The organism is Pontibacillus chungwhensis BH030062, assembly GCF_000770675.1.
Taxonomy (GTDB): domain Bacteria; phylum Bacillota; class Bacilli; order Bacillales; family BH030062; genus Pontibacillus; species Pontibacillus chungwhensis.
Genome location: NZ_AVBG01000012.1, coordinates 1 through 12559 on the forward strand (window position 1 = coordinate 1; position 12559 = coordinate 12559).

The following is a 12559-nucleotide window of genomic DNA, read 5'->3' on the forward strand; positions in this document are numbered from 1 at the left end:
TCGGGGTCATAAGTCAAAGAACTGCGGGAGGGAAGGACGCCTCCCTCCGCTCTTTGTCTTATGCCTAACGGAGCAAAACGGGGGCCTGCGCTTTTGGGGTTCATATGTTAAAATATATAGAGGTGACTACGGATGTAAGGGAGAACGATTGTAATGATAGCTTATGTTAGAGGGAATGTGGCTGCTGTGTCGGCTGAGAATGTTATTTTAGAAGCGAATGGCATTGGTTATGAAATTTTATGTGCGAATCCGTTTGCCTTTCAATCGATGAAGGGGAAGGAAACGCTTGTATATACGTATCATTATGTAAGGGAAGATATACAGACGTTGTATGGTTTTAAGACGTCTGAGGAGAAGGTGATCTTCTCTAAGTTATTAAATGTATCTGGCATAGGACCTAAGGGTGCTCTTGCCATTGTTGGTTCAACGTCTGTTGGTGAAGTGGTTTCGGCAATTGAGCGGGAGGATGACAAATTCTTAACTCGTTTCCCTGGAGTTGGGAAGAAGACGGCTAGACAGATGATCCTTGATCTAAAAGGAAAACTGACCGAATGGTTACCTGTGGAACAGGACGAGACGAGCATCTTCTTTGAAGGTGAACATACGCATGAGGAACAGTCAAACTATGTAGATGAAGCGCTCGAGGCGATGAAGGCGCTTGGTTATTCGGATAAAGAAATTAAATCCATTCGACCTAAGCTTCAAAAAGAACAATGTTCAAGTGTCGACGAATATGTACGTAAAGGGTTAGCCCTTATGATGCAGAAAGCGTAAGTAAGGAGGGTTACCATGGATGATCGGATGGTTAGTGGGGAGGCCATGACAGATGATGCTTCAGTCGAATTAAGTCTCCGACCACAAACGCTTGCTCAATATATTGGGCAAGGGAAGACCAAAGAAAACCTACGAATTTTTATAGAAGCTGCGAGAATGAGAAATGAACCTCTAGACCATGTTCTTCTCTATGGGCCTCCGGGTCTTGGTAAAACCACATTAGCTTCCATTATAGCAAGTGAGATGGGCGGCCAATTTAGGACAACGGCTGGTCCTGCAATTGAACGGGCTGGTGATTTAGCTGCTATTCTGTCTTCTCTTGAAGCAGGAGATGTCTTGTTTATAGATGAGATTCACCGTTTGCCAAGGTCAGTTGAGGAAGTGCTCTATCCTGCTATGGAAGATTTTTGCCTTGATATTGTCATTGGCTCAGGTTCAGAAGCAAGATCCATACGGCTAGATCTTCCTCCATTCACACTCGTTGGTGCTACGACGCGGGCTGGTTTACTTTCTGCTCCCCTTCGAGACAGGTTTGGTGTGTTAAGTCGTTTGGATTACTACACTACAGATGACCTTTGTGAAATTGTGAAGAGAACCTCTGAAATCTTTGATGTGGAAATTGATGATCAGGCGGCTGTGGAAATAGCCCGTCGTTCTAGGGGAACCCCGCGTATCGCCAACCGTCTTCTGAAGCGGGTGCGTGATATTGCGCAAGTAAAAGGGGAAGGTGTTATATCTCGTGAAACAACAGATCAAGCATTGAATATGCTTCAAGTCGATCAGGCAGGTCTTGATCACGTGGACCATAAGTTGTTACTCGGTATTATGGATCACTTCAGAGGCGGACCAGTTGGACTTGATACGATATCGGCAACGATTGGCGAAGAGTCACAAACGATTGAGGATGTGTACGAACCATTTCTCTTACAAAAAGGGTTTATTCAACGTACACCAAGGGGCAGACTAGTAACACATTTAGCCTATGAACACTTTAATCGGGAGGTGCCTGGAAGTGAATGAATTCCCTAAGATGTTTATCGTTTTAGGTGTTCTCTTCATTGTGATAGGCCTCATTTGGAGCATTTTCGGGAAGCTTCCTGGAGACTTCCTCTTTAAAAAAGGAAATACAACCTTTTATTTTCCGATCATGACGTCTATTATAGTGAGTGTTGTTGCAAGCGTTGTGCTATATATTATTGGGAAATTTCGATAAGAACTAGATAGGGAGAGACATATGAACATAAACGATTTCGACTTTGATTTACCAGAAGAGTTAATTGCACAGACTCCTTTGGAAGATCGAACGTCTTCTCGGTTACTTGTGATGGACCGTGATAAGGAAACCATAGATCATAAACATTTTTACAACATCACCTCATACTTAAAGCCTGGTGATTGTTTAGTCTTGAACAATACAAGAGTGCTTCCTGCACGTTTATACGGTGTGAAGGAAGACACAGGTGCTAAAGTGGAAGTATTGCTTCTTCATCAACGTCAAGGAGACGAGTGGGAAGTTCTTGTGAAACCAGCTAAAAAGATTAAGCTAGGGAGCAAGATTTCATTTGGAGATGGAAAACTCGTGGCTGAATGTACAGAGTTACAAGATCATGGCGGTCGTATTCTGACATTTTCGTACGAGGGAATCTTTCTTGAAGTATTAGAATCTTTAGGTGAGATGCCGCTTCCTCCTTACATTAAGGAACAAGTGTCTGACCGGGAGCGTTATCAAACCGTTTATTCTAAAGAGGAAGGTTCAGCAGCCGCTCCTACAGCAGGTCTTCACTTTACGAAAGAACTATTACAAGAGATTCAGGATAAAGGTGTAGAAATTGCTTATATCACACTCCACGTTGGTCTTGGCACATTCCGTCCTGTAAGTGTGGATTCTGTAGAGGAGCATGATATGCATGCTGAATTTTATCAGATGTCTAAGGACACAGCTGATCAATTAAATCGCGTCAAAGAGAGTGGTGGTCGCGTTATTCCAGTTGGAACGACTTCTACTAGAACTCTTGAAACCATTGCAAGAGATCATGGTTCTTTTAAAGAAGCATCTGGTTGGACTGATATTTTCATTTACCCACCATACGACTTTAAAGCGATTGATGGGTTAATTACGAACTTCCACTTGCCTAAATCTACACTAATCATGCTTGTAAGTGCACTTGCTGGTAAGGAATTTGTTATGCGTGCATACAAGGAAGCTGTGGATGAACAGTATCGCTTCTTTAGTTTCGGCGATGCAATGCTAATTTTATAATGAGAGATAGAAAGGGTATGAATGATGCCAATTAGGTACGAACACATAAAAACATGTAAACAAACAGGAGCTCGTTTAGGGCGAGTTCATACACCCCATGGTTCTTTTGAAACTCCAATGTTTATGCCGGTAGGAACGCTCGCTACGGTTAAAACGATGGCACCAGAAGAGCTAAAGCAGATGGGAGCGGAGATCATCCTCTCTAATACGTATCACTTATGGTTAAGGCCAGGAGAAGATATCGTAGAAGAAGCAGGTGGCCTTCACAAGTTCATGAACTGGGACGGTTCCATTTTAACGGACTCCGGTGGCTTTCAGGTCTTTAGCCTAAGTAAGCTGCGTGACATCAAAGAAGAAGGAGTTCATTTCCGTAATCATATTAGCGGTGAGAAGCTATTCCTTTCACCTGAGAAAGCAATGCATATTGAAAACGCTCTTGGTGCTGATATTATGATGGCGTTTGACGAGTGCCCTCCATATCCAGCGAGTCACGAATATATGAAGAAGTCCGTTGAACGAACAAGTAGATGGGCGGAGCGTTGTTTAGAGGCTCACAAACGTCCACACGATCAAGGTCTATTTGGGATTGTTCAAGGTGGGGAGTATGAAGATCTTCGTCGTCAAAGTATTAATGATCTAGTCTCTATGGACTTTCCTGGTTACGCGGTTGGAGGTTTATCCGTAGGGGAGCCAAAAGATGTTATGAACCGAGTGCTAGATTTCACAACACCATATCTTCCGACGGATAAGCCTCGCTACTTAATGGGAGTAGGTTCTCCTGACTCTCTTATCGATGGTGCAATGCGCGGTATTGATATGTTTGATTGTGTATTACCTACACGTATTGCTCGTAACGGAACATGTATGACTTCACAAGGTCGTTTAGTTGTTCGTAACGCCAAGTTTGCTCGTGACTTCGGTCCGATTGATCCTGAATGTGATTGCCATACATGCCGAAATTACTCAAGAGCTTATATTCGTCACCTAATTAAGTGTAACGAAACGTTTGGTTTCCGACTTACAACTTATCATAATCTTTATTTTCTGTTAAAATTAATGAAGCAAGTCCGAGAAGCGATTCGCGAAGACCGTCTTGGTGACTTCCGTGAAGAGTTCTTTGAACAATATGGTTTCAATAAACCAGATGCTAAAAACTTCTAAATGATAGAAGCTTCTTAATTGAAAGGAGGGAAAAATCCATGGCAGGTTCTGCAGGTTCATTAATTATGCTAGCTTTAATGTTTGTACTGTTTTACTTCTTGCTTATCCGACCGCAGCAAAAGCGTCAAAAGCAAGTCAAACAAATGCAATCTGATCTTCAAAAAGGAGATCATATCATTACAATTGGCGGCATGCACGCAACCATTCATGCGCTAGATGAAAACACGCTTATTTTACAGGTAGAGGATGGAACGAAACTTACATACGATCGTTCAGCTATCCGTGAAGTTGTGAATCAGAAGGCATAGTGAAAAAAACGCGCTCATCTCTAGCTAGAGATGAGCGCGTTTTTTATTTAGATTTTCCTCCTACATTGACCCCCATCATTCCCCCTAAGAGAGCCATGACCACATAACCGCCCAGATAAAGAAGTTGAGATGTCGACATGCCTTGTTGATACCCTAGGTATTGAAACAAGAGAACAAATACAAGGAATCCTAAACCTGTTAATAAACCAAGCAACCAGCCCTGTTCTTTTCCTTTTGCTCCTGCTATAAATCCTCCGATAAATAGTGTAATTAATCCTATTACAAGTGTTGCCCATTGCAGAGTTGGTTGTGACATTTCCGAGAATTTAAGGAATAAGGCCAGTGTAAAGCTGCTCAATACCATAATAATAAGAATGGTGCCCCATCCATAGGCGAGTGCCATCATTCTTTCTTTAACCATATTTATTCTCCTCCCTGTTCGTCCATCTTTTTACCACTTTATTCATAAAAAAATAAAATAGAATAAAATATTTTCCTAAGGTACGTGAATATAGTAGTAAAAATGGACAAGAAAAAAGGGGGGTACTAATGGAAACGACCCTGGCGGTTGCTGTGTTTATCGTTAGCTATGTGTTTATTATGTCAGAGAAGATAAATCGTGCATTGGTGGCTTTAGCGGGCGGGGTTCTTATGTTACTAAGTGGCATATATAGCTGGGAAGAGGCGTTCACTAGCTTCATTGATTGGTCTACTATTACGCTTTTATTCTCTATGATGGTGCTCGTTTCAATTACGAAAAAAACAGGCTTATTCGAATACATAGCTATTCTTTTAGCTCAGCGGGTTAAAGGTGCTCCTATCCCGCTTCTCATTGTATCGGGTGTGTTAACAGCTATAGGTTCGGCCTTACTAGATAACGTAACAACAGTCCTCTTATTTGTACCTATTTTGCTAACTCTGACTTCAAAGTTAAAATTGCCTGCCTTCCCTTATTTATTAACGGTAATTTTATGTGCGAATATTGGAGGAACAGCTACTTTAATAGGCGATCCTCCAAACATTATGATTGGGCAAGCTGTCGATCATTTTACGTTTATGTCTTTTCTGGTTCATCTTGGCCCGGTTGTTGTGATCATTTTTACAGCTACTTTATTTGGACTAGTCCTCTTGTTTAGAAAATCCCTTGTGAAGGGAGAGGGGGACCATGTCCGTACATTAATGGAATTAGATCCTTCTTCATACTTAAAGAAAACCCCAATGCTTTATCAGTCTGTTGCGGTACTCTCTATGACCATTCTTGGTTTTCTGCTGCACGCATTTGTGCATGTTGATTTAACGACCGTCGCTGTTTGTGGAGCCATTCTGTTACTTTTACTTACAGAAAAAGAATCAAATACAGAAAAAGTCTTTGAAGAGGTTGAATGGGTCACCTTGTTTTTCTTTATGGGGCTATTTATGCTCGTTGGCGGGCTTGAACAAGTTGGTGTGATTGATGAGTTGGCCAGGGGGATGATTTGGTTAACAGAAGGTGATCTGCCATCAACGGCGCTTATGATTTTATGGATATCAGGTCTTTTCTCAGGAATCGTTGATAACATACCGTTTGTGGCAGCTATGATTCCAGTTATCAAAGAGTTTCAGTCCTATGGGATGACGAATTTAGACCCTTTGTGGTGGTCTCTTGCTCTTGGGGCTTGTCTAGGAGGAAATGGAACGCTAATAGGGGCATCAGCTAATGTGGTCGTAGCAGGATTGGCTTCTAGTGCCAGACACCCCATTGGATTTTTAAAGTTTATGCTATATGGAATGCCTGTTGTGCTCTTTTCGCTTGTCGTATGTACGGTTTACGTTTGGTTTCGATATCTTGTTCCATTTATGCAAGCTGGCATGTAAGCATAGTAAGCGTCAAATCGGTTCACACTAGGAACATTAGGGACAATAGAAAGAAGTGAACCTGGTGTGAATTTAGAGGAAACATGGATTATTATTTGGAGAACGTTTGCCACTTATTTTGTAATATTAGTGATTTTTCGGGTAATGGGAAAAAGAGAGATAGGTGAGCTATCCATACTCGACTTAGTGGTCTTTATCATGCTTGCTGAGATCGGAGTCTTTTCGATTGAAGAGCCTAAGGATGAATTTATCCACGCAGTAATCCCAATGCTTGTTCTTTTGCTGATTCAAAGGTTGAGTGCGTGGTTCTCTTTAAAAAGTCAATGGTTTAGAGAAAAGGTTGATGGGAAAGCTTCTGTTATTATTCAGAACGGAAAGATTGACGAAAATGAAATGAGGAAACAGAGGTACAATTTTAATGATTTACTACAACAATTAAGGGAAAATGGTACCTCGTCTGTTAATGAAGTAGCTTTTGCTTTATTGGAGCCTTCTGGTAAGCTTTCCATTATCGAAAAACAAGACAATTCCTCTCAAGATATGAATGGATTTCTTATGCCGTTTATTACAGACGGCAAGGTACAAGAGGAGAACTTAAAGCGTAATGGAAAAGATGAGAAATGGCTGTTAACGGAAATCCGTAAGCGGGGTTATGAACACCCTGAACAAATTTCCTTACTAACCATAGATCATAAAAATAAATGGTACATCGACGAATATGATGAAAAACAGTAATATAAAGAGGAGGTGCCTCAGTATTGAAGGCATCTTCTTTTTTATACCTAAGGAGGCAGGATTATGAGTGAATCATTCAATTGGCATGAGGCAGCCACAAAAAAGTGGGATCAGAATGTTTCGTTTTGGAGTGAAAAGAGTCGTTCTATGTGGAGTCAAGGGTCCCGTGCTGGGATCATTCCATTCATTAAACACTATATACCGGAGGGTAGCCAAATAGCTGATATTGGCTGCGGGGACGGTTATGGGGCATATCTATTGAGTGAAGCGGGATACCATGTAACGGGAGTTGATATTTCTCCTAAAATGATAGAGCATGCAAAACGAATGAATGGGGAGCGACTAAATTTTACACAAGGTGATTTGGCCGATCTTCCTTTTGCTGAAGATACATATGACGGGTTAATGGCCATCAACTCACTTGAATGGACAGAGGATCCAAAAGGGGCCTTAGAAGAACTGAGAAGAGTCTTAAAGCCTGGAGGCCGTTTGTGTATAGCGATCCTTGGTCCAACTGCAGGCCCTCGTCAAAATAGCTACAGAAGGTTGTATGGTGAAGATGTCATTTGTAATACGATGATGCCCTGGGAATTTGAACAGCTCGCGGGTGAGAATGGTTGGAAAATCGTTGATGGATACGGGGTTTTTAAAGAGGGGGTAAGTGAAGAAGATATAGAAGGTTTACCAAAACCCTTAAAGCAAGCGCTGACCTTTTTGTGGGTCTTTATAGTAGAGAAGCAATAAAAGCTGCAAGGCGGTTTCATTCTTTGTGAAGACGCTTTTAATAGGGAGTGATATATCGAAGAACGAGGAATAGATGGTACCTATCCATCGACCTCCCTATCAAAAAAACCAAGTATAAAATCAGATTTGATTTTATACTTGGTTTTTATTTTAGTTTATCGCTTTTTTTGAAAGAAAGGTAACTGTTGCAGTTCTTCTTTAGTTATAAAGCGGAAAGCGAATAGGAAGATGATGTAGACACCTGTGAATACGGATATTAACAATAGAAATGGTATAGGGGCCATGGTGGCTTCTTTGAATAGTTCGTTCATTTTATAGCCAATAAACCATGTGCTTCCCATTAATAGAACCATCTTTCCAATATCAACAAGTGGAATTCGGAACTGGATCGCTTTCATTAGTGTTGCTAGATGTAAGAACGTAACGAGAATAACACCCACTACGATTGCAAGCGCTACTCCCATAATACCGAATTCAGGTTGAGTGGCTAGCGATAGTAATACAGCGAACTTTACAACAGCTCCTATTAGGCTGTTCCACATGGCAGCTTTCGCTAAATCAAGGGCTTGTAGAGCAGCTTGTAAAGGGGCTTGGAAATAAAGCATTAAGAAGAATGGTGCCATTACAAGTAAGAACCTGGATGCATTTCCATGACCATACATAAACGTTAAGATTGGTGTAGCGAAAATGGTTAATATAACGGTCGCAATAGCTCCTGAAGCAAAGGATAAACGAATAGCTTGATGAATACGGTAGTGTATTAACGTTTGATCCCCTTTAGCTCCAGCTTCACTAATGTTTGGAACAAGAGCGACGGAAAGAGATTGTGTAATAAACGTTGGAAGTAACAAAAGAGGGAGTGCATATCCCGTTAGTTCTCCATACTGTTTCGTCGCCATAGCGGTTTGTACGCCTGCAATAGCTAGGCTTTGTGCTACAAGTATTGGCTCTAAGAAAAAGGATATGGACCCAACCATTCGGCTCCCGGTAGTCGGAAGGGCGATAGACATGAGTTCATTGAATGTGTCTTTACCGTTTTTAATGTAACTCATAAACTTTCTTCTGACTTTCACACGTTTTTTCACTTTAAACATATGAAGCATGTACAACAAAGAACAAAACTCTCCTAATACGACTGAAATCATTGCACCTGCTGCAGCGTATTCGACTCCGTATGGAGCGAGTGCTTTCGTGAATAACGCTACAAAACTGATGCGTACAATCTGTTCAATTACCTGTGAGTAAGCTTGGGGCTTCATATTTTGGCGACCTTGGAAATACCCTCGTAACACAGAGGAGATCGCTACAATAGGAACAATAGGACTGATTGCAAGAAGAGGATATAGGGTCCGTTCATCTGTTAACAAAGTTTGAGATAACAATGGAGCTAAAAGAACCATTCCTGTTGTAAAGATGATGCTCAATACACCTGTGACAGTGAGAGAGATCACTAGAATTTTCTTTACTTTCTTTAAATCTCCTATAGCTTCAGCCTCTGCTACCCGTTTCGATATAGCTACAGGTAATCCGAATTGGGTGAGGGTAATAACTAAGATGAGGGTTGGGATGGCCATCATATAAAGGCCTACACCTTCCTCCCCCATGATGCGTGCTACGACGATCCGATTGACAAACCCAAGGAAGCGAGTAATCATGCCTGCTGCAATTAAAATCAGAGTACCTTGTAAAAAGGTTTGTTTGGTCATTCATTACGACCTACCTTCTCAAAGAATTGAAATTCGTATACAATGAATATATGCAGAAAAGGTGGGCAAGCATGACAATCATTCGTAATTGATTGAAACATTTGCTGTGTGATTTGTAGAGCTGAATGAGAGGGGTATCATATATGGAAGAAGGAAAACCTGTAATACAGTGGAAGAAGACGATTTATCCTGTATTACAAAGCAAGAAAGAAGAATTTCACTTGCTTGGGTATAGCAAAGCACATGAGGAAGATATATGGAAGTGCCTAGAGAAGAAAGTTTGGAAGGGCAATCCAACGTTACGTTTACATAGGGCAGTACAGGATGTGTTTCACTTAAGTGTAGGTACATATATGAGTTATTTAACTGTACAAGCTTACCAGAGTGATGATCTACTTGCTCAGGTAGAAGCATTAAGGAACCATGATCCAAATAAACAAGAAAATGAAACGTCGTATTGACAGTGCTTCCCAAAGATTTCTATAATTACAATATTGGCGTGTGGCATTATAGTCACAATGATCATTTTTTCTATACATACAAAAGGCTCACGTAGTTGTAGAGTGGTATTACTTAGACCACTCTTTTATGCGTAAGGATGTATTACTATTTCATAAAACGGTTGTTGGAGAAGTCAGAAGGAGGCACTTATACTCATGGTAAAACGCGGTCGTATCGTTGCGTTTTTTCTACTCTTGCTTATCTTTGCAGGTACGATAGGAACAACGATACAAGGAATTACAAAGGATATTCGCCTTGGGCTTGATCTTCAAGGTGGATTTGAAATTTTGTACGAGGTTACACCAATTGATGAAGATCAAGAGATTGACAGGGATGCTTTAGAAGCAACTGTTGAAACGATTTATAGACGTGTGGATTCACTAGGAATTAGTGAAACGAGCGTCAATATTGAAGGAGAGGACCGTATCCGGGTTCAGCTTGCTGGAATTGAAGACCAGAACAAAGCTCGGGAGCTCATTGGTACCTCCGCTCGTCTGTCATTTAGAACCGTTGATGATGATGAAATTCGCATCAATGATGAACCTCTCTCATTGGAAATGGATGAAGAGGATGATAATAATGAGCCAGACACAGAAAATGGAGAAATTTTCAACGGATCAAATCTTGTAGAAGGCAGTGCCCAACAAGAATTTCATCCTGATACGAAAGCACCGATTGTTACGTTAAAAGTAAAAGATGCGAAAGAGTTTCAAAGTGTAACCAAGAAAGTTTCTCAGTTAGGAGACGACCCATCGACTCCTTACAGTGAGAATTCTATGGTAATCTGGATGGACTTTGGGGAAGAAGATTCCTTTATAGCTGACTTTAACAATCCAGAAGAACAAGGGTATATATCAGCCCCACGCGTAAGCGAACCTTTACTTACGAAAGAAGTAATGATTACAGGCGACTTTACGGTGGATGGTGCTCAAGAACTTGCCAATATTTTAAATGCCGGTTCATTGCCAGTTGATATGAAAGAGCTCTATTCTACGTCTGTAGGAGCGCAGTTTGGTGAGCAAGCATTAAACAAAACGATTATAGCCGGTGCCATTGGTATTGCTTTAGTCTTTGTTTATATGCTTTTCTACTACCGCCTTCCAGGTGTAGTCGCTGTCATTACTCTATCAACCTACATCTTCTTAATTCTTCTTGTATTTGAGTTAATGAACGGAGTTCTGACACTACCAGGAATCGCTGCACTCGTGCTCGGTGTCGGTATGGCAGTTGACGCGAACATTATAACGTATGAGCGTATTAAAGAAGAGATGAAAGCGGGTAAATCTACACTATCTGCCTTTAAAGCAGGTAATAGCAGATCCTTAGCAACGATACTTGATGCCAATATTACAACCATGTTGGCTGCGATTGTCCTATTTATATTCGGTACAAGCTCTGTAAAAGGGTTTGCGACCATGTTAATTATCAGTATTTTAGTCAGCTTCTTAACAGCTGTTTATGGCTCTCGATTGATGCTAGGTTTACTTGTTAAGAGCAGGGCTTTGAATAAGAAACCAGGTTTCTTTGGAGTTAAACCAAGCCAGGTGAAAGACATAGAGAAAGGCGAAGAGGTAGAGGCGAAAGTCTTTGGCCGTTCCTTTGACTTTGTTAAACACCGTAAGAAATTCTTTGGTATTTCAATTGCTCTTATTCTCTCTGGTGCAATTGCATTAGGTGCAATGGGGCTAAATCTAGGGATTGACTTTACAAGTGGTTCTCGCGTGCAAGTACTAGCGGATGAGCCAGTTACAGAAGAAACATTAAAAGAAGAATTCGAAGAGATTGGATATACACCGAAGACGATTGTGATCTCAGGTGACGATGACGAAATTGGTGTAGCCCGTTTCACTAGCGTGTTATCTAAATCTGAAATTGCAGACATTAAAGGTCACTTTAATGAACTTTACGGAAGCAATCCAAGTGTGAGCACTGTATCATCCATTGTGGGTGAAGAACTTGTGAAGAATGCTGTGTACGCCGTGGCAATTGCGTCCATTGGGATTATCATCTATGTGACGATTCGATTCGAAATTTATTTCGCATTAACGGCTATAGTGGCTCTACTTCATGATGCCTTCTTTATCATCGCGCTGTTTAGCTTAACGCAGCTCGAATTTGATATTACGATTATTGCAGCGATTCTTACCATCGTTGGTTATTCCGTAAACGATACAATCGTTACGTTTGACCGTATCCGTGAGAATCTGAAGCTGAAGAAGAAAGTGAAGACATTCTCTGAGTTAGCAGAGATCGTGAATAAGAGTTTAATGGAAACATTAGCTCGTAGTCTTAATACCGTCCTAACGGTCGTATTTGCTGCCTTAATGCTTCTGTTATTCGGAGCAACAGCCATCACGAACTTCTCATTTGGTCTTGTTGTTGGTTTAATTGCTGGTACGTATTCTTCTCTATTCATCGCAGCTCAGCTGTGGTTAGTATGGAGAGGAAGTATGCTTAAGCGTAAACCGATTGAGTACAAAGAGAAGAAACAAACTGGCGGACCACAAGTATAAGTG

Annotated in this window: 13 protein-coding genes; 11 read left to right on the forward strand and 2 right to left on the reverse strand. The window is 41.1% G+C overall.

Annotation, left to right across the window (positions count from 1 at the left end; genetic code table 11):
* The first annotated feature begins 153 nt into the window (after positions 1-153).
* Genes ruvA through yajC form a run of 6 tightly spaced genes read left to right on the forward strand, consistent with a single transcriptional unit; the run spans position 154 to position 4503 of the window.
* Complete coding sequence (ruvA, locus tag N780_RS14310; protein WP_036785522.1) at positions 154-774, forward strand: Holliday junction branch migration protein RuvA; 621 nt, start codon at positions 154-156, stop codon at positions 772-774.
* 15 nt (positions 775-789) lie between these two features.
* Complete coding sequence (ruvB, locus tag N780_RS14315; protein ID WP_036785525.1) at positions 790-1794, forward strand: Holliday junction branch migration DNA helicase RuvB; 1005 nt, start codon at positions 790-792, stop codon at positions 1792-1794.
* Positions 1787-1987, forward strand: a complete 201-nt coding sequence (locus tag N780_RS14320; RefSeq protein WP_036785528.1) for a DUF2905 domain-containing protein — start codon at positions 1787-1789, stop codon at positions 1985-1987. The genes ruvB and N780_RS14320 overlap by 8 nt, the downstream gene beginning before the upstream one ends.
* Positions 1988-2008: 21 nt before the next feature.
* Complete coding sequence (queA, locus tag N780_RS14325; protein ID WP_036785531.1) at positions 2009-3034, forward strand: tRNA preQ1(34) S-adenosylmethionine ribosyltransferase-isomerase QueA; 1026 nt, start codon at positions 2009-2011, stop codon at positions 3032-3034.
* Between the two features lie 21 nt (positions 3035-3055).
* Entirely contained in the window at positions 3056-4195 is a 1140-nt protein-coding gene (gene tgt / locus N780_RS14330) for a tRNA guanosine(34) transglycosylase Tgt (protein WP_036785533.1), read from the forward strand.
* Positions 4196-4233: 38 nt separating this feature from the next.
* Positions 4234-4503 carry a preprotein translocase subunit YajC gene (yajC, locus tag N780_RS14335; protein WP_036785536.1) on the forward strand — a complete coding sequence of 90 codons (270 nt, stop codon included), beginning with the start codon at positions 4234-4236 and terminating at the stop codon, positions 4501-4503.
* 43 nt (positions 4504-4546) lie between these two features.
* Here yajC and N780_RS14340 read toward each other — a convergent pair whose 3' ends face one another.
* Positions 4547-4924, reverse strand: a complete 378-nt coding sequence (locus N780_RS14340) for a TIGR04086 family membrane protein (protein ID WP_036785539.1) — start codon at positions 4922-4924, stop codon at positions 4547-4549.
* Between the two features lie 128 nt (positions 4925-5052).
* Here N780_RS14340 and N780_RS14345 point away from each other — a divergent pair, with 128 nt between their 5' ends.
* The 3 genes from N780_RS14345 (at position 5053) to N780_RS14355 (ending at position 7836) form a co-directional block, all read left to right on the forward strand.
* Positions 5053-6357, forward strand: coding sequence for an ArsB/NhaD family transporter (locus N780_RS14345; protein WP_036785543.1), 1305 nt, complete (start codon positions 5053-5055; stop codon positions 6355-6357).
* 66 nt (positions 6358-6423) lie between these two features.
* A complete protein-coding gene (locus N780_RS14350) occupies positions 6424-7092 on the forward strand; it encodes a DUF421 domain-containing protein (RefSeq protein ID WP_036785546.1) in 669 nt (222 codons plus the stop codon).
* A 63-nt stretch (positions 7093-7155) separates the two neighbouring features.
* Positions 7156-7836 carry a class I SAM-dependent methyltransferase gene (locus tag N780_RS14355; RefSeq protein ID WP_036785548.1) on the forward strand — a complete coding sequence of 227 codons (681 nt, stop codon included), beginning with the start codon at positions 7156-7158 and terminating at the stop codon, positions 7834-7836.
* Positions 7837-7991: 155 nt separating this feature from the next.
* On the opposite strand, the gene spoVB is transcribed toward N780_RS14355, so the two are convergent.
* Positions 7992-9542 carry a stage V sporulation protein B gene (gene spoVB / locus N780_RS14360; RefSeq protein WP_036785551.1) on the reverse strand — a complete coding sequence of 517 codons (1551 nt, stop codon included), beginning with the start codon at positions 9540-9542 and terminating at the stop codon, positions 7992-7994.
* A gap of 143 nt (positions 9543-9685) precedes the next feature.
* Here spoVB and N780_RS14365 point away from each other — a divergent pair, with 143 nt between their 5' ends.
* Positions 9686-10003 carry a post-transcriptional regulator gene (locus N780_RS14365; RefSeq protein WP_036785554.1) on the forward strand — a complete coding sequence of 106 codons (318 nt, stop codon included), beginning with the start codon at positions 9686-9688 and terminating at the stop codon, positions 10001-10003.
* A gap of 195 nt (positions 10004-10198) precedes the next feature.
* Complete coding sequence (secD, locus tag N780_RS14370) at positions 10199-12556, forward strand: protein translocase subunit SecD (protein ID WP_036785557.1); 2358 nt, start codon at positions 10199-10201, stop codon at positions 12554-12556.
* Positions 12557-12559 lie beyond the last annotated feature (3 nt).

Excerpts from the sequence above, each read along its gene's own strand:
- ruvA (WP_036785522.1), top strand. The coding sequence starts at position 154 with ATGATAGCTTATGTTAGAGGGAATGTGGCTGCTGTGTCGGCTGAGAAT.
- ruvB (WP_036785525.1), top strand. The coding sequence starts at position 790 with ATGGATGATCGGATGGTTAGTGGGGAGGCCATGACAGATGATGCTTCA.
- queA (WP_036785531.1), top strand. The coding sequence starts at position 2,009 with ATGAACATAAACGATTTCGACTTTGATTTACCAGAAGAGTTAATTGCA.
- tgt (WP_036785533.1), top strand. The coding sequence starts at position 3,056 with ATGATGCCAATTAGGTACGAACACATAAAAACATGTAAACAAACAGGA.
- yajC (WP_036785536.1), top strand. The coding sequence starts at position 4,234 with ATGGCAGGTTCTGCAGGTTCATTAATTATGCTAGCTTTAATGTTTGTA.
- N780_RS14340 (WP_036785539.1), bottom strand. The coding sequence starts at position 4,924 with ATGGTTAAAGAAAGAATGATGGCACTCGCCTATGGATGGGGCACCATT.
- N780_RS14345 (WP_036785543.1), top strand. The coding sequence starts at position 5,053 with ATGGAAACGACCCTGGCGGTTGCTGTGTTTATCGTTAGCTATGTGTTT.
- N780_RS14355 (WP_036785548.1), top strand. The coding sequence starts at position 7,156 with ATGAGTGAATCATTCAATTGGCATGAGGCAGCCACAAAAAAGTGGGAT.
- spoVB (WP_036785551.1), bottom strand. The coding sequence starts at position 9,542 with ATGACCAAACAAACCTTTTTACAAGGTACTCTGATTTTAATTGCAGCA.
- N780_RS14365 (WP_036785554.1), top strand. The coding sequence starts at position 9,686 with ATGGAAGAAGGAAAACCTGTAATACAGTGGAAGAAGACGATTTATCCT.
- secD (WP_036785557.1), top strand. The coding sequence starts at position 10,199 with ATGGTAAAACGCGGTCGTATCGTTGCGTTTTTTCTACTCTTGCTTATC.